The following is a 16598-nucleotide window of genomic DNA, read 5'->3' on the forward strand; positions in this document are numbered from 1 at the left end:
TGGTTTTTCGTCCAACGACTGGCATCCCTTGCTGGACGGTGCAGCGGATTACACGCTGTCGTATTATTCGATACCACTTACTAATCGCCTGCTCGGACACGGAGTCGGGGGCGCTCGACCTGGGGATTTCTCACCTTGCCATTCGTGTTTGAAGACTACGTGCTCGATCAGCAGCGCCGGGAACTGACCTTACGCGGGCAAGTCGTGGCTGTCGGGCCGCAGGTCTTCGATCTATTGCTGCAGCTCGTCAGCAACCGCGATCGCGTCGTCAGCAAGGACGACCTGCTCAACGCCGTGTGGAGCGGTCGGATCGTCTCGGAATCGACGATCACCAGCCACATCAACGCGGTGCGCAAGGCCATCGGCGATACCGGCGAGGAGCAGCGCCTGGTGCGCACGGTTCCCCGCAAGGGCTACCGCTTCGTCGGCGAGATCAAGGTGGATGAGGTCGGGGAAACGCGACAGCCTGACATCGAAGAACCCACACCCGTGGACCTGACGCAAACACCTCCGCCCACCCTCGTCCTGCCGGACAAACCCTCCATTACTGTCCTGCCCTTCCAAAACCTGAGCGGCGATCCGGAGCAGGAATATTTCGCCGACGGCATGGTGGAGGACATCATCGCCGCCCTGTCGCGTATTCGCTGGCTGTTCGTCATCGCCCACAACTCAAGCTTCACCTACAAGGGTCGGGACGTGGACGTCCAAGGCGTCGGCCAGACACTCGGCGTGCGCTACGTGCTGGAAGGTAGCGTGCGCAAGTCCGGGAACAAGGTACGCATCACCGGGCAGCTCATCGATGCGACGACCGGGACGCATATCTGGGCCGAACGCTTCGAAGGCATGCTCCACGACATCTTCGAGTTGCAAGATCAAATCGCCGAGAGTGTCGTCGGCGCCATAGCGCCGCAGCTGGAACGGGCGGAAATCGAGCGTGCCAAGCGCAAACCGACAGAGAGCCTGGACGCTTACGACTATTACCTGCGCGGAATGCCGAAACTGCACAACGGCACCCGCGAAGCCATCGAGCAAGCGCTGCCATTGTTCTACAAGGCCATCGAGCTCGATCCGGAGTTCGCATCGGCCTACGGCATGGCAGCCTGGTGCCACTTCTGGCGCAAATTGAATGGCTGGATGACCGATCGGCCTCGAGAAATCGCCGAGGGCGCACGACTTGCGCGTCTGGCGGTAGAACTCGGCCGGGATGATGCGGTGGCGCTGACCCGAGGCGGACATGCACTTGCCCATCTCGCCGGCGATGTCGATGGCGGCATTGCCCTGCTCGACAGGGCACGCCTGCTCAACCCCAACCTCGCCCCCGCCTGGTTCCTCGGCGGTATCCTGCGCGCACTGCGCGGTGAAACAGACGCCGCCATCGAGCATCTGACCCATGCCGTTCGCTTGAGCCCGCTGGATCCGGAAATGTTCAGAATGCAGGTCGGGATGGCGCTCGCCCACTTCGTCGCCGGGCGCTTCGATGCCGCTGCTGCCTGGGCGGAAAAGGCGCTGGGGAACCTGCCCTGCCTCCTGGCATCGGTTGCCCTGATCGCGGCCAGTCATGCGCTCAGCGGACGCATGGACAAAGCGAAGCAGGCGATGCAGCGTTTGCATGAGCTGGATCCGTCCTTGCGTGTTTCCAACCTGAAGGACTGGTTGCCAATCCAGCGTCCTGAGGATCTTGCGCGGTTTGCTGATGGGTTGCGGCTGGCTGGGTTGCCGGAGTGACTGCGGTTCGGTGAACTGCGGATTGCTTGCTAAAGACGACGCGGGAGTTCCTACCGTAGGAGCTGCCGAAGGCTGCGATATTTTGATCTTTCGATCTAAAAATAAAAAAGCCCCGCCCCACCTAAATGGGACAGAGCTTCTTGCTACACATCACGTTGAAACAACGCCCTCACCTACTCCTGCGGATCGACCTGATCCAATACCCGATTCACCCGTGTTCCGCTGCCAACATTGACCTGAACTGAGAAATGATCTCTGAAGATAGCCCGGCAGCTTCGAACACTGCGCAGGTGAAGCTAACGGGCGCAGGGCCTGGAGCAGTTATGATGCGGTCTGCAATCACAGCTACTGGACTGTTTCGATAAAGCGTGCGCCCTTCATAACCTACGACATTCTGTTGTAAGAAGTCAGCGCTGTTCGAGGTATGAGGAACCGTGTCGAGAAGCCCGGCCCTCGCAAGTGCCAGCGTTCCCCCGCAGATACCGGCAATTGTCGCTCCACTTGAACGACTAGCATGAAGAAAGTCCCGAATGTCCGGTGCATCTGCATGCTCCCAGATCATTCCGCCGATGACGACAACAACGTCCGGTTTCCAGTCCAGGCATTGTTGCAAGTTGCTATCCACAGTTACAGCCAGCCCCCCCTGCGAGCGGAACTGCCCCGTAGCAGAGGCGAAAAACCTGACGTCGATCCCGTAAAACGGGGACGCGGTCCCTGCAATGAAAGCGTATTCCCAGTCCGCAAAACCGGGTGTCAGTATCAAGCCCACGCGTGCCATCAGTCAGAATCCTCCATGAAAACGACCAACATAAAGCGATAACAAATAGATCTCAACGGATGCTTCGGGTCCAGAGTGTGTAAAAACGCTTCGCCAACATTGAAGTGTGCGCGTCTACGTTAAATCTGAAATTTATCGGCACGTCAGGCAGATGTGGATTTCGCGTAGAAGCGCGATTTCCAGTCCGGTTTTAAGTACCTGTCGCACTGAAAAACGTTTTCACACAGCCTCGGTCGATAGCAGCCCCTCGTGATCGGCAGCAATCGGCCAGAAGCAGACGTTCGCCCGAGCCGCTTCCGCCAGAATCGGACGGTCAGCCTGGGTGGCAGCCCTAACAAATGGAGATATGATCGGCCTACCAAATGAGAGCCGATTCAGGCCTATTATTCTTCAATAACCACCTGTATGAAAAGAGCACGGCATGATGATAAATGATTCAGATTTGGCCGAAATGATTCCTTCCGCGCTAACAGGTGTAACTGTCGGGATCGGTTCGCAGATCCTGCTTTTTGGTGATATGGCTAGCGTGTTAATTCAGTGCCCATTCGTTTGTGATATCAATAGGGTATGCAGGTGGGGGCATGGTGAAGACGCTGCTACCAGCCCTTTACTTTTCGACTTTCTAAACCTCGATGTAGAAAGTTTTTCAATTGATAATTTTGGGATTTTCACCATCACTTTCAGTACGAAAATGATCTTGAAAATCTTTCCTGAGAAAAATGGATTGGAGTCTTATGTCGTGAGTACGCGGCGCGATATATTTCCCATCTTGGTGTGGTAGCCGGAAGAACGCGATGGCTCTCAGTGGAGAATAGGGCGCGAGCCCCGGCTTCCGTACTGACGCTGGTTGCTGACACCTCCGGGTCGATTGCGGGCCTTCGCGACAGGCAGAAATCGGCCCAATAGCGGACGTTTAGAGTAGTGAAAATAAATCCGTCCCCTTTCTCCCCGGAAATACCCGGGCACAGAGGAAGTCGACGAATACCCGCACCTTGGGAGAGGAGTGTTTACTGGCAGGCCAGAGCAAATGGAACTCGCCATTGCGCTCTGTGTGCTCTGGCAAAACTGTCCACAGCTGCCCCTCGGCGAGCGCCTGCCTGACTGAGAACTCCGGCAGGTAGGCGATGCCCAGCCCCCGCAAGGCAAAGCACAAACGGGTTTCGATGGTGTTGCAGATCATCGAAATGGGCAAGGCTAACTCGGGCTCCTCAGCGGTACGACGCAAGGCCCAGGTTTCCAGCTTGCCGCTATTGGGGAAACGGTAGTGCAGGCAGCTGTGTTGCAGCAGATCGGTTGGTACTTTTGGCGTACCACGCGCTGTCAGGTAGTCCGGCGAGGCGACCAGCAACGAACGGAATGAACCGAGCTTACGCGCCGATAAACGCGAATCCGTAGGCGCGCCGGTTCTGACCACGACGTCGAAACCTTCCTCGATCACATCGACCAGGCGGTCGCTGAAGTCTAGGTCCAATTCAATGGCCGGGTACTCACGCATAAAGTCGCCGAGCACCGGATGTACCAGCGAACTGACCACGGGCAGGCTGACCCTCAAGCGTCCACGTGGAGCGACGCTGGCTTGCGACAGTTCCAGTTGAGCCGCCTCGATTTCTGCCAGAATCCGACGGCTGCGCTCCAGAAACAGCATGCCTTCGGCAGTCGGCGTGACGCTGCGCGTGCTGCGGTGAAACAGGCGTACACCGAGCTTCTCTTCCAGCCGCGCCACACTCTTGCCGATGGCCGACGCCGAGACCCCCAGCATTCGGCCGGCCGCAACGAAACTGCGATTTTCAGCGACCTGCACAAACACCACAAAGCCATTCAAGCTGTCCAAGCTGCCCTCCATTGCGGACGTTCTACTCCGCATAAAATGGAACTCTACCCCAGTTTTTCTTTAATCCTAGACTTTCTATCGTGGCGGGGCTCTCCACTCTCAGAAGGAACTGCGCATGACCCTCCCCGAAATCGCTTTATCCACGGGCACGCTTTCACGTCAGTTGTCCGCGCGCATTGAAGCAACGGTCCAGCAAGCGCTGGAGCAGCAGCGACTGGTTGGCGCGGTAGTATTGGTGGCCCGCGATGGCGAGTTGGTCCATCGCCAGGCGGCCGGCTGGGCCGACCGCGAGAAGCGGTTGCCGATGAGCGTAGAGGCGGTGTTTCGCTTGGCATCGGTCAGCAAACCTATTGTCTCGACGGCGGCCCTGGTGTTGGTAGCGCAAGGCCGTCTCGGTCTGGATGACAGCGTTGAGCGGTGGTTGCCCGAGTTTCGGCCACGGTTGGCTGATGGACGTGCTGCCCGCATCACGGTGCGGCATTTGCTTAGTCACACGGCGGGGCTTGGCTATCGCTTTTTCGAAGCCGATGCGCATGGCCCCTATGCACAGGCCGGTGTCTCGGACGGTATGGATGCGTCCACCGTCAGCCTCACCGAGAACCTGAGCCGCATCGCCAGCGTGCCGCTGCTGTACGAGCCCGGCACGGCCTGGGGCTATTCGGTGGCAACCGATGTACTAGGGGCGGTGATTCAGCGGGTGCAGGGCGAGCAACTGGCTGATGCGGTGCGCCAGCTCGTGACTGATCCGCTGCACATGACCGATACCGGCTTTGCCGCGTTGGACCCATCGCGCGTGCCTACCGCCTACGTCAGTGCGACTCCCGAGCCCCACGCGCTGGCCGAAGGCGAAATCGTTTCGCCGTTCGAGGGGGCGATCGGCATCCCGTTCAGCCCCGCCCGCATCTTCAACCCGCAGGCGTTTGCGTCAGGTGGTGCCGGCATGGCCGGAACAGCCGAGGACTTCCTGCGCCTCCTTGAAACATTGCGTCGCGGCGGCGGTGAGCTGCTGTCCACTGCACTCGTCGAGGAGATGGCACGCGATCAAACCGGCGGCCGGGAACTGCCCGCTGCACCGGGGTTCGGCTTTGGTCTGGGGTTCTCGGTACTGCGCGATCCGGCCTTGGCGGTCACCCCCGAGTCGCCAGGCACCTGGCGTTGGGGTGGCGCCTATGGCCATTCGTGGTGTGTGGATCGACAGCAGAAGCTGAGTGTCGTCGCCTTCACCAACACGTTGTACGAGGGCATGTCGGGACGGTTCGTAACCGACCTGCGGGACGCGGTATACGGCGTCGCGGAGCTAGGCCAATGAACTCGGAAGTGCAGGATCACATGCCTTATGCACCCTTGTTGGCGCTGGCAATGGCCGCCTTCATCACCATCCTTACCGAGGCACTACCGGCTGGTCTGCTGCCGCAGATGGCACAGGGGCTGGCCGTCTCCGAGGCGTGGGTCGGTCAAACCGTCACCGCCTATGCCATAGGATCGCTAATGGCCGCCATGCCGTTAACGGCGGCCACACAAGGATGTCGTCGCCGTCCCTTGCTACTCGCTGCCATCGCCGGCTTTGCCATTGCCAACACGGTCACGACGTTTTCGACCAGCTTCACGTTGACGATCGCGGCGCGCTTTCTGGCCGGCGTTGCGGCGGGGCTGTTGTGGGCGTTATTGGCCGGCTATGCCGCGCGCCTGGTGCCCGAACACCGCAAAGGCCGCGCCATCGCGATTGCGATGGTGGGCACACCACTGGCGCTCTCGTTGGGCATCCCGGCCGGAACCTTTCTGGGCAACGTCCTGGGATGGCGCATGTGCTTCGGCATCATGAGCCTGCTGGCCGTGCTGCTGATGGCATGGGTGCGCTTCAACGTGCCTGACTTCGCCGGAAAGGCTGAAGAAAAACGTCTGTCGCTGCGCCATGTATTCACACTGCCGGGCATTCGCCCCGTGCTCTTCGTGGTACTGGCGTTCGTCCTTGCGCACAACATTCTCTACACCTACATCGCCCCGTTTCTGCAAGTGGCCGGCCTGGGGGCGCAGACGGATGTAGTACTGCTGGTCTTCGGAATCACATCGCTGCTGGGCATCTGGATTGTTGGGGTGTTAATCGACCAGTATCTGCGCGCGCTGACCCTGGCGAGTACCGCATTGTTTGGGATTTCAGCGATGGTGCTGGGTATAGCAGCCACCGAACCCGTTGCCGTTTTCGGAGCGATTGGCGCGTGGGGATTAGCCTTTGGCGGCGCCGCAACGTTGTTTCAAACGGCATTGGCCCAAACTGCTGGCGATGCGTCAGATGTCGCACAATCCATGCTCGTGACTGCTTGGAACACCGCAATTGCTGGTGGGGGCATAGTGGGAGGTCTGCTACTCGACCGACTCGGTGTAGAAGCATTCCCTCCTGCACTACTGGTGCTGTTGGTGACCACGCTGGTGGTGACGTGGTCGGCCAAGCTGCGCGGGTTTCCCGTGGTGCAGGGGCTGAAATCCGATGCAATTTGAATGTGCTGATGTGGTAGCAGGCAGCGGCGAACCACGGCAAAGCCTTCACCTTTGACCAAGCCTGCGTCCATGCAACGACGTAGCACTTTATTGAACAGCCAGCGAAAGAGATCGCTGTCCCGAAAACGGCCGTGTCTATTTTTGGAAAAGGTCGAGTGATTGGGGACTTCATCTTCAAGGCTTAACCGGCAGAACCAGCGATACGCCAGGTTCAAATGGGCCTCTTCGCACAACCGCCGCTCTGAGCGAATGCCGTAGCAATAGCCCACGATCAGCATGCGAATCATCAGTTCAGGGTCAATCGACGGACGCCCGGTCGGGCTATAAAAATCGGCGAGGTAATGGTGCAGGTCGCTCAGATCGAGACACCGATCAATGCTGCGCAGAAGGTGATTGGCTGGAATGTGATCTTCAAGGTTCAACGAGTAAACAGCCGATCCTGCCCACTCGATAACTGTCCCATCATGCTGCGTGCTTCCCTGCTGGCCAATGCAGATATTTTGCCGCAGGCCAGATAGGGGAGCTACTTTTTCAACAGAATCGGCCAAAAGCAGTCATTGGCACACCAGGTCAAAGTGAAACTTAAAATCCATGTGATGCTCATAGGGTCTTAAATGTGTCCATATCAGTCTTAGATTGTATCGCCGTTTTCTGCAATGCTGACTGTGATTGCAACTTAGCAGAAAAGGAACGTCAGTATGAAAATGACTAAGTCGAGTCCCCGTCGTATGATCGCCAGCGGAGTTCTAGCGTTTGTTACTTTGACATCTCTCGCGGCTAGCATTGCGTCGGGACAGACGCAACCCGAAATGGCCAGCCCCAACAAGCCTGGATATGCGGTGTTCTTTATTCAGGTAAACAATCCAGATGCGTATACGGAGTACGCATCCTTAGTCCTTCCGTCTCTAAAGCCATATCAAGGTCGCGTGATATCTGCGGTTAGTCGTAATGATATGCGCCTAATTGAGGGCGTTCCGTCCTTGGATAGAGCTGCGATTATTGAGTTTCCGTCCTTGGACATTGCGGAGGAATGGTACAAGTCCTCCACTTATACGCGCGCGACGGCTATTCGAAACAAGGCTGGTGTGAGCCAAGTTGTCCTGATGCGTGGGCGTTAAAGTATGCGCAACTCGATTACACCTCGATTTGAGGGGGAGGTCAAAGACCGTCACCGCTGGTTTGCCAGCGAGATACCTGTAGTGGTCAACTAATCCCGGACACGACGTTAAGTTTTTCTTCGGCCCGAGCTGGCGCCAGCTCGTAGGCCATATCCAGTGCCTTGATAACCAACTAGGCGTCCGGCTTTCCGACAATGCCTAGCCCACCATCCGGCGCGCGCAAAGATCCAGCACGACAGCCAGATAATGCCATTTCCCCTGGGCCCGAATGTAGGCGATGTCGCCGCACCACACCTGATTGGGTGCCGGTACCGGTGCAGATGCTCGCGCCAGGCTCGAAGAAAACCCACCGTTCTTATGTCTGGGCCTACGCCACCAGCCAATTCTGCGAAACATCAGCTGCCGTCTACGACTTCAGCCCCAGCCGCGCCAGTGAGCATGCTCGCAACTTCCTGCAAGACTGGAAGGCCAAGTGGGTGTGTGATGATTTGGGCGGTTACAAAGCCAGCTTCGAACTCGGCGTCACCGAGATCGGCTGCATGGCCCATGCGCGGCGCAAGTTTTTCGAACTACGCGCCACCAACAAGAGCCAGCTCGCCGAGCAGGCCCTGCGTTACATTCAGTTGCTGTATGAAATTGAGGGTGAAGTCCGCGACCTGGAGCCGGATTTACGCAGCCGAATACGGCAAGTAAAGCGGTGCCGGTGATGGGGGCGCTACATGCTTGGATGATCGCCCAGCGTGATCTTGTGCACGATGGTTCGACTATCAGCAAAGCGTTGGACTACAGCCTGAAACGCTGGACGGCGCTATCGCGCTACCTCGATGACGGGGTCTTGCCCGTTGACAATAATTGGGCCAAGAACCAGATTCGGCCGTGGGCACTCGGGCGAAAAAACTGACTCTTTGCAGGTTCCCTGCGCAGCGGAAAACGGGCGGCGGCGATCATGAGTTTGATCCTGTCGGCGCGGTTCAACGGCCGCCTACCGACGCAACGGGCAAGTGATATTGCGCAGCTGCCGCCGCATAGGTGGCAACCGGTTTAGTGACGCAAGACGGGAGGCCCGGACGCATACCCTAGTTTGACGAATTGCATCGAGTGCCTCCTTGGGCGCTGTACTAAATATTATCGGACGAAGAGCGGATACTGGATTCTTGGGCCAAATCCACCATAAGGTTTCAACGGTACAACAGAAGTAACTTCCAGCATCCCGGAATTTACCAGTGGAAGCGTTGCCAGCTTTTCCCGAACGGCAGTCTCGTTTTCGGCTTCAACCAGTAGACAGGCGCCACCCATGTCACCACGGTGCCAGATGTTGCGGATAAATCCCTCCAGATAGAGAGCCCTGGCACGCTGAGCTTCGGCTTCGAGATGAGGCGCAAAATCCGCATCGGAAAAACGCTCCGAGACTCGACGCGAAAGCGTGATGAACTGCATATATATATCCCCTTCAAGGCGTTCGTCGTTTAAACAGTTCACGGATAATTGCAAAAAATACTATTCTGGTCCAAGACGCGTTCTACATGACTTGAGACCCGATTCACATGACCTTAGATCTTCGATTGCTTGTTGCGTTTATCGCTGTCGCTGAAACTGAAAATGTCGGTCAAGCCGCCAGCCGTCTACATATCTCGCAGTCGCCTTTGAGTCGGCAAATCATTCAGCTTGAAGCGCAGCTTGGTCTGAGGTTATTCGAACGCGCACGTCAGCGCATGCGCCTGACTGACGAAGGACGTCTTTTCCTTCAGGAGGCGCGCAGCCTGGTCGCCCATGCATCTGAAGTCGAAGCAGCGGCGCGCAGTATTGCTCTTGGTGAGACAGGCCATATTGCCGTGGGTTATGTCGAAGCGGCCATGCACTCCAATGTATTACCGCGTGCCCTTGCGGGTCTGCAATCAGGCCATCAGGCTGCTACCTTCGAACTCCGTCCCATGGGCTCCTCAGAACAATCCGAGGCCCTGCTCGGTAGATCGCTCGATTTCGGGCTGGTTTATTCAGTTCCTGAGAGCGCAGACATAGAGTCCATGGAGGTTTCAAGCGAAGCGCTACTGCTTGTTCTGGGAAAAAAACATGTTATGGCCACGCAAGCGATCATTGCTCCTAAAGACTTGAACAGGGAGCGTTGGGTTGCCTTGGCCCGGTCAAAAAATCCTGCGGCCCGCCAGCGTTTTCTTGAGAAATGCTCCGCTTGCGGTTTCTTGCCTGACATCAAGGTAGAGGCGGATGACCTGCTGGCAGCCTTGCGGCTGGTGGCCTCAGGTTTGGGCATTACCTTTGTCCAGGCGAGTCTTCGGAATTTTCTTGCAGATAGCGTCATATTTCGCGAGCTGCCCTGGTTTCCTTCACGGGTCAGGGTCTATGCCATCTGGCGCAAGGACGACCCCAAGCCGCTTGTCGCGACGCTCCGGCAAGCGCTCTTGGCGGCCTAGCATTAATTCTGCAAGGACTAGATTCAACTCCATCTCCACATGAGGACATGCGTGCCTGCGTGTTGGAGCCAAACGCACGCATTGGCCGTTTTGCCGTAAGCGCCCGCCGAAGGCATCCTGGCTAAGCTATTACAGAGTTACTGCCGCATAAATGGGCGACCGTTTAACTATGCAAGGTGTGTTCCGCGGGCGCTTACGTCCAATCAAGGAAGAAATGACATTGAAAATAGCTTTCGGCGCCCTATTGTTGACCTGCCTGACGACTCTCGCACTCGCTGACGAGAACCCTGTCGGCTTCCAATCTTCCACACTGGCGGACTCGCACAATGACCGCTCATTGGAGATGGTCGTTTGGTACCCCAGTGCAACTGCCGCAGCCACGCAATTGATCGGCGATGATGCGGTGTTTGTCGGTGCTTCTGCCGTTCCCGCCGCAATCAATCACCCTGGCACCACGACCCACGACCGTAGCCCTCAAGCAGCGACGCAGTTATGGCTGCGGCCCGTTGATTTGCGCCGAGCCATTGATACGGTCACGACTCAACCTGAAAAATTCGGCTTGGTCGCCAATAACCGAATTACAGTAGTGGGCCATTCACTCGGCGGCTGGACCGCCCTGGAGATCGCCGGTGCTCGTTTCGATCCAGACCGCTTCGCCCATGACTGCAAAGCCCACCCGCAGTTATCAAGTTGCACCGTCTATGGAAAGATAAACCCTGCAAGCACCTCAAAATCAAAGGCTGCGTTGACCGCCGATTTGCGCGATAAACGCGTCACTGCGGTGGTTACATTGGACCTGGGCCTTTCACGGGGCCTGACTGAGTAGCGTGCGACTAAAATATCATCTGATAAGAGTTGACCCATGGTTTCTAAAGCTGTGCAGGAAGAAGTTCGAGACCGCCTTCGCCGTGCTGAAGACGAACATGACGTGAAGGTTCTTCTAGCCGTTGAATCTGGCAGTCGTGCTTGGGGATTCGCCTCTCCCAACAGCGATTACGACGCCCGTTTCATCTACGTCAATAATCCTGAGTGGTATCTCTCTGTCGGGCTTGAAGAACAACGCGATGTCGTTGAGTATCCGATCATTGACGACATGGACATAAATGGTTGGGATCTACGCAAGGCACTGAGGCTATTCTGGAAGTCCAATCCAGGCTTTGTCGAGTGGGTGCAGTCCACCATCATCTATGAGCACTCCGGATCCTTTCACGAGCGGGCAAAGGAATTACTGCCGCTGGTGTACTCAGTTGAAAGTGGTATTTACCATTATCGCAGCATGGCCAAAACCAACTACAGGGGGTATTTGCAGGGCCCTCAAGTACCATTGAAAAAATATTTTTACGTATTGCGCCCGTTATTATCGGTTCGATGGCTGGAACAGTTTGATAAACCGGCCCCCATCGAATTTGACAAATTGCGCGAAGTCATCGATGGAGAGTCCGAATTGCAGCAGGCTATCGATGACTTACTTGCAATCAAACGCGCGTCTCCAGAAATGGGGCTATCGCCACAGATTTTGCCTATCCAGCAGTTCATTGAGCGTGAGCTGCATCGACTGGATGCCATCAAGCCTACCCGTAGCGATCGCAAAGAAGTCGAGCCGTTACTGTCGGAATTGTTCCGCTCTGTGTTGAAAGACACCTGGGGATGACTGGCAACCTCTCCGAGTAATCCATCCAAAGTGCAATCGACACAAGTGCGCAGAAAGGACTGAAGCGATAGCCGTGTCCACTTGCCAGGAACTGCCGGTTGCGCAAGCTCGGCTGTTACTGCTTGAAGCCTTGACACGACCCGGTGGTAAAGTCCGAGTTTGCGTGCTGCGCGCGCTGCTCCCGTTGCTCGATGATCCGAAGCCGGTATTGCGCAAGGCTTTGATAGATATCTCACCCTCGATCCGAGGTTTAGCTCGCTGGGCTGCCCCACATAGCAAAGTCGATACACATGTCGTCCTCACTGAGCAACTGAACCAAGATATGCCCACAACGAAGCGGGACTGGCTTGGCATTCTTGGCTTGGCAGCGGAGCTAAATATTGACCCCCCACAACCGTGGTACACAGCAGCGCTGCGTTCTATGTACTCCACCGTGCGGCAAGCGGCCGTGCGCCTACTTAGGGATGACCAATTGCAGGAGTTGTTCGCCGCGCTTGATGATCCGTCGGACAAAGTGTTTTTCGCCGCGACCGCTCAATTTAACAAACAGCCTTGGACTTCGTTGAAGGCAAGATTGGGCGCTAAATTAGATCGAGACTGGCCCGACCTGCCAACGGCGCGGCGCCAAGCGATACTTCAGTTGCTACCGGGATGGCAGCAATTGGCGTACCTGCTGGGTCGGCTGGACACAGAGCCGGCATTGCAGGCTTTCTGGCTTCGTCAAGTGAACTTGTGGTGCGATCGCCAGTATCAAATGTTCGATCCCGTTACGCCAAAAGCCGAGCGCGAAGCACTGGCGGAGAAACTCCAGAAGTTGGCCGCACAACCTAGCCAGTGTTTCGGATGACTGATGCGTAAAGCGCATATCGACCGTCAACTTGTGGCTCCGAAACTTCCAAAAACAGAAGCACCAGTTTTGGCGCCATACATCGTTGAAGATGTCATTCAGAATCAGTTGTGCAGGCCGGTAGTGGTAGCTAGCGGCTGCTGAGTAGCCGGGTGGCGGTGGATTCACCGCCATTTCGAGCGGACTATCTATATTGGTCGATTGCAGCCCTTCGCGACAGGCAGAAAACGGCCAATTCCTGCCTCTCACGACTGACCGAAATCCACAACCCAAAGCTGCCCCATCAGACATCTTCCTATGTCTAGCGAAACTGGGGCAATTACCTGTATGCGTCCGGCAAAGTCATCTAGCTAACTCCGCTAGTCAAACCATGGTGTCCACCTGATTTTGAGAAAGGACAGCTAACCCTTGGCCGATGAGAATAACGAGACATTCGTTATTAGTTTGTGCGCTCGCGTGAACATTTTTACCTGCTTCTGCAGCAGAAATTGGTAGGGAGTCTAAAATTGAAATGCCATAGATCGGTTCCATCCCATATCTGCGTAATGATGCGAGGGACCGTTGGCATGTAGGTGGCTTTGGAGCCAACACCGGACCGGTGTTGGCTAAATGGATTTGAACTTGGAGGGAACCATGAGCAATCTCATCGCCAGCGGCGAGCCACCTGAAGCCGTTCGCGTCATGGTCAAGGTTTACGCCTACCTGCTGCTCGTCGGATTTGCGTTTGTTCCGGCCTTTTTGATTGGCTACTTATACGTCTTTCAAGACCCTACCCTTATATTCGAGAACCATCTGTTCCATATCATTGCGATCACGGCAGCCACCTTGGAAGGCTTGTTTGTGACGTACGTAACGTGGCGCTGCTATCAGTCATCGGGAGACCCGCTGCTGCGCTGGATGACGCTTGGCTTTCTCGGTTTTGTGCTGATCTACGCGTTGCATGGTGCGTTCACCGGGCTCGCACACCACAATATCTGGCTCTTCCTGCTTTACGGTCCGGCCTCTCGACTGGTCATGGCGACTCTGCTGTTAGTCGGAATGCTGTCGTACCACCGCCCACCTGATGCCGCGGACCAACGAATGAAGTCCCGCCCGTGGCTGACCTGGATAGGACTGTTCCTGCTGGTTGACGTGGCAGTGGCGTACGTCGCAAATTCGCCGATCGCCGGTAACCTCGCGGTGCGCCTCTCGATGGAAGGTGGTGCCCTCGTTCTTTCCACGTTGACCGTGGCAATGCTCCTGCTGCGTCGTATCCGTTCGCCGCTGATGATGATTTTTGTCATCTCGGTCACTGCGTTCGCGCTGTCATCTCTTGCCTTCATCCTTGCCCGTCCGTGGAACCACATGTGGTGGCTCGCTCATGCGATCTTCGCTGGCGGATTCTTCATGTTGAGCTATGGGGTAGTGCAAGCGTTCCTCACCACGCGGTCGTTCTCGAAGATTTACAGCCAAGAGGAGTTGATGGTGCGTCTTGCCGAAGCGATGGCGTATACCGAGAGCGCCCTGCAGGAGCTCCAGCGCACCAATCAAGAACTCGGGCACCTTGCGGCGACCGATCCATTGACTGGCGCTGATAATCGGCGTCGGTTCATGGAGCGGGTCGAAGTCGAAATTGGCCGGACCAAGCGCGGCGGTGAGCCGTTCTCCGTGTTGGCACTCGATCTGGATAATTTCAAGTCCATCAATGATCGCTTCGGGCATCAGGTTGGCGATGACATCCTGAAGAGTTTCGTGGAGAAATGCCTCGATTCCATCCGGCCGTATGACGGCGTAGCCCGAGTAGGCGGGGAAGAATTCATGATACTGCTACCTCAGACTTCACTTGAAGGCGCGCACGTAATTGCCGAGCGTCTGCGAAGCACCGTGGCAAATAATTCTTTTCATGGCCTGCAGCGGTTAACCGTGGTCACAGTGAGCATCGGCGTATCGCAATTTGGCCGCGACGGCGACACCATCGAGGCAATTCTGCGTGCAGCCGATCAACGCCTATATCACGCTAAACACGAAGGTCGTAACCGTGTGGTCACTACCATCAAAACCAGCCTCCAACCTCTGCCCTGACCATCATCTCGAAGTCTCTGAAAGCGTCGGCATTGCGCCACAGCATTGGGCATTATGGTTTTCTGGTGGGCATAGGCAAGCGCCGCCGCTCAGTCTCAATGTCCCCATAGGGTCGATAGCTGCCCTTCATGACAGGCAGAGATCGGCCAGAAGCAGACATCCATTTACAGCCCTCCACGACAGCAGCTGCCTCAGAGGCGTCGAGGCAGCTTTCCACACTTGCGACCTAAGCCTGAACCAGGTTGGAGATCTTGACGTCCGGATCGACCTCAGCCTCGTAGTCCACCCCTTCGATCCCGAAACCGAAGAGACGCAGGAACTCCGTCTTGTAACCGACAAAGTCAGTAAGTTCATAAAGGTTGTCATTGCTGACCTGATCCCAGAGTTGCTTGACGCGATTCTGGATTTCGGGAGCCAGCTCCTTGTAGTCCGCGCGCAGGCGACCCTCTTGATCCATAACTGGAGAATGGCCGTACAAGCTGTCTTTGTAGAGCGCGTAGACCTGCTCGATACACCCCTCGTGTGTGCCCTGCGCTTTCATGACTTTAAACAACAATGACAGATACAGCGGCATGATCGGAATAGCTGAACTTGCCTGGGTAACCACCGCTTTCAATACCGAGACCCGCGCATCGCCCCCCAGCACAGCCAACCGTTTACGGATACCAAGGACTTTCTGATCCAGGTCCTTCTTGGCCGCACCAATGGAGCCATTCCAGTAGATGTCATGAGTCAGTTTTTCGCCCAGGTAAGTGAACGCGGTCGTTTTCGCCCCATCAGCCAAAACACCCGCTTCGTGCAGGGCATCGATCCACATCTGCCAGTCTTCGCCGCCCATCACGGCCACCGTGCCATCGATTTCGCTTTGGGTCGCGGGTTGTAGCGTGGTGTCCTTGACCACTTCCTTATCAGTATCCAGACCCCGCAAGGTCACGGCCTTGTCGAGCGGCTTGAGGGTAGAACTGAATACTTCACCCGTCTTAGGGTGTGTCCGGCGCGGTGCGGCAAGACTGTAAACAACCAGGTCGACCTTCCCGAAGTCGCGCTTGATAACGTCGATAGTCTTCTGTTTGATCTCATCGGAAAAAGCATCGCCGTTGATGCTCTTGGCGTAGAGGCCGTCGGACTCGGCAAACGTGTGAAAGGCCGCTGTGTTGTACCAGCCGGCGGTGCCGAGCTTGCCCTCATCGCCTTCACGTTCGAAAAACACACCGAGAGTGCTGGCGCCACAACCAAAAGCTGCCGTTATCCGCGCAGCAAGTCCGTATCCGGTCGATGCACCGATCACGAGTACGCTCTTTGGCCCTCCGGTGATCAATCCTTTTGCGGTAACGTAGTCGATCTGATTCTTGACGTTGGCTTCGCAACCAGTGGGATGGGTAGTTACACAGACAAAGCCACGAACGCGCGGTTTGATAATCATAAAGATCTCCCTCTTCCAAGATGTAGAGAGCCAACTGGCTATAAAAGTCGTAGACGCCTGGAAAGCTGAAGCGTCACGGTGAATGATCTTCTGCGACAGCGGCCTCCCCACGTCCGGCCCCTTATGTGCGGTACCTCGCTCGCTTACGTTGACTCTTACCGACCGCCTTGGGTCGATTTTAGCCCCTCCCGACGGACAGCAATCGGCCAAAAACGGTCATTCAGATGAGTCTATGGAGT

14 protein-coding genes and 4 pseudogenes are annotated in these 16598 nt (G+C 56.4%); 11 read left to right on the plus strand and 7 right to left on the minus strand.

Translation table 11 applies throughout. From position 1 onward, the window contains the following. Positions 1 to 135: 135 nt before the first annotated feature. Positions 136 to 1725 carry a winged helix-turn-helix domain-containing tetratricopeptide repeat protein gene (locus tag ACZ3HH_RS01995; protein WP_465802484.1) on the plus strand — a complete coding sequence of 530 codons (1590 nt, stop codon included), beginning with the start codon at positions 136 to 138 and terminating at the stop codon, positions 1723 to 1725. A 208-nt stretch (positions 1726 to 1933) separates the two neighbouring features. Here ACZ3HH_RS01995 and ACZ3HH_RS02000 read toward each other — a convergent pair whose 3' ends face one another. Continuing rightward, positions 1934 to 2503 carry a DJ-1/PfpI family protein gene (locus ACZ3HH_RS02000; RefSeq protein ID WP_454248107.1) on the minus strand — a complete coding sequence of 190 codons (570 nt, stop codon included), beginning with the start codon at positions 2501 to 2503 and terminating at the stop codon, positions 1934 to 1936. A gap of 421 nt (positions 2504 to 2924) precedes the next feature. Between ACZ3HH_RS02000 and ACZ3HH_RS02005 the strand changes: the two genes are divergently transcribed. Next, positions 2925 to 3284: a hypothetical protein gene (locus ACZ3HH_RS02005; protein WP_465802486.1), complete on the plus strand. Its 360-nt coding sequence runs from the start codon at positions 2925 to 2927 to the stop codon at positions 3282 to 3284. 132 nt (positions 3285 to 3416) lie between these two features. Here ACZ3HH_RS02005 and ACZ3HH_RS02010 read toward each other — a convergent pair whose 3' ends face one another. Further along, positions 3417 to 4334 carry a LysR family transcriptional regulator gene (locus tag ACZ3HH_RS02010; RefSeq protein WP_465802488.1) on the minus strand — a complete coding sequence of 306 codons (918 nt, stop codon included), beginning with the start codon at positions 4332 to 4334 and terminating at the stop codon, positions 3417 to 3419. A gap of 115 nt (positions 4335 to 4449) precedes the next feature. Between ACZ3HH_RS02010 and ACZ3HH_RS02015 the strand changes: the two genes are divergently transcribed. Both ACZ3HH_RS02015 and ACZ3HH_RS02020 read left to right on the plus strand, forming a co-directional pair. Further along, positions 4450 to 5643 (plus strand): serine hydrolase domain-containing protein, encoded by a 1194-nt coding sequence (locus tag ACZ3HH_RS02015; RefSeq protein ID WP_465802490.1) that lies wholly within the window; start codon positions 4450 to 4452, stop codon positions 5641 to 5643. Beyond that, entirely contained in the window at positions 5640 to 6830 is a 1191-nt protein-coding gene (locus tag ACZ3HH_RS02020; protein ID WP_465802492.1) for an MFS transporter, read from the plus strand. The genes ACZ3HH_RS02015 and ACZ3HH_RS02020 overlap by 4 nt, the downstream gene beginning before the upstream one ends. A 32-nt stretch (positions 6831 to 6862) precedes the next feature. Here the strand turns inward: ACZ3HH_RS02020 and ACZ3HH_RS02025 are convergent. Next, positions 6863 to 7296: pseudogene (locus ACZ3HH_RS02025) on the minus strand (transposase); the annotation flags it as partial. 232 nt (positions 7297 to 7528) lie between these two features. Here ACZ3HH_RS02025 and ACZ3HH_RS02030 point away from each other — a divergent pair. Beyond that, positions 7529 to 7948, plus strand: coding sequence for a DUF1330 domain-containing protein (locus tag ACZ3HH_RS02030; protein ID WP_465802493.1), 420 nt, complete (start codon positions 7529 to 7531; stop codon positions 7946 to 7948). 175 nt (positions 7949 to 8123) lie between these two features. Here the strand turns inward: ACZ3HH_RS02030 and ACZ3HH_RS02035 are convergent. After that, positions 8124 to 8260: pseudogene (locus ACZ3HH_RS02035) on the minus strand (DDE-type integrase/transposase/recombinase); the annotation flags it as partial. Between ACZ3HH_RS02035 and tnpC the strand changes: the two are divergent. Next, positions 8260 to 8993 (plus strand): annotated as a pseudogene (gene tnpC / locus ACZ3HH_RS02040) (IS66 family transposase); the annotation flags it as partial. The pseudogenes ACZ3HH_RS02035 and tnpC overlap by 1 nt on opposite strands. 80 nt (positions 8994 to 9073) lie before the next feature. Here the strand turns inward: tnpC and ACZ3HH_RS02045 are convergent. Next, positions 9074 to 9385, minus strand: coding sequence for a muconolactone Delta-isomerase family protein (locus tag ACZ3HH_RS02045; RefSeq protein WP_465802495.1), 312 nt, complete (start codon positions 9383 to 9385; stop codon positions 9074 to 9076). Positions 9386 to 9492: 107 nt separating this feature from the next. Between ACZ3HH_RS02045 and ACZ3HH_RS02050 the strand changes: the two genes are divergently transcribed. From ACZ3HH_RS02050 to ACZ3HH_RS02065, 4 genes and pseudogenes are all read left to right on the plus strand, one after another. After that, positions 9493 to 10377 (plus strand): LysR family transcriptional regulator, encoded by an 885-nt coding sequence (locus ACZ3HH_RS02050; protein WP_465802497.1) that lies wholly within the window; start codon positions 9493 to 9495, stop codon positions 10375 to 10377. 220 nt (positions 10378 to 10597) lie between these two features. Continuing rightward, a pseudogene (locus ACZ3HH_RS02055) lies at positions 10598 to 11200 on the plus strand (alpha/beta hydrolase family protein); the annotation flags it as partial. A 39-nt stretch (positions 11201 to 11239) separates the two neighbouring features. After that, positions 11240 to 12028 (plus strand): nucleotidyltransferase domain-containing protein, encoded by a 789-nt coding sequence (locus ACZ3HH_RS02060; protein WP_465802498.1) that lies wholly within the window; start codon positions 11240 to 11242, stop codon positions 12026 to 12028. A 73-nt stretch (positions 12029 to 12101) separates the two neighbouring features. Next, positions 12102 to 12875, plus strand: a complete 774-nt coding sequence (locus ACZ3HH_RS02065) for a hypothetical protein (RefSeq protein ID WP_465802499.1) — start codon at positions 12102 to 12104, stop codon at positions 12873 to 12875. Between the two features lie 363 nt (positions 12876 to 13238). Here ACZ3HH_RS02065 and ACZ3HH_RS02070 read toward each other — a convergent pair whose 3' ends face one another. Further along, positions 13239 to 13406, minus strand: a complete 168-nt coding sequence (locus ACZ3HH_RS02070) for a hypothetical protein (protein WP_465802500.1) — start codon at positions 13404 to 13406, stop codon at positions 13239 to 13241. Between the two features lie 102 nt (positions 13407 to 13508). Between ACZ3HH_RS02070 and ACZ3HH_RS02075 the strand changes: the two genes are divergently transcribed. After that, positions 13509 to 14936 carry a GGDEF domain-containing protein gene (locus tag ACZ3HH_RS02075; protein WP_465802501.1) on the plus strand — a complete coding sequence of 476 codons (1428 nt, stop codon included), beginning with the start codon at positions 13509 to 13511 and terminating at the stop codon, positions 14934 to 14936. Between the two features lie 226 nt (positions 14937 to 15162). On the opposite strand, the gene fabV is transcribed toward ACZ3HH_RS02075, so the two are convergent. After that, positions 15163 to 16359 (minus strand): enoyl-ACP reductase FabV, encoded by a 1197-nt coding sequence (fabV, locus tag ACZ3HH_RS02080; RefSeq protein WP_465802503.1) that lies wholly within the window; start codon positions 16357 to 16359, stop codon positions 15163 to 15165. Positions 16360 to 16598: the final 239 nt, after the last annotated feature.

The sequence above is a fragment of the Pseudomonas sp. PME37.24/025 genome (assembly GCF_055556615.1).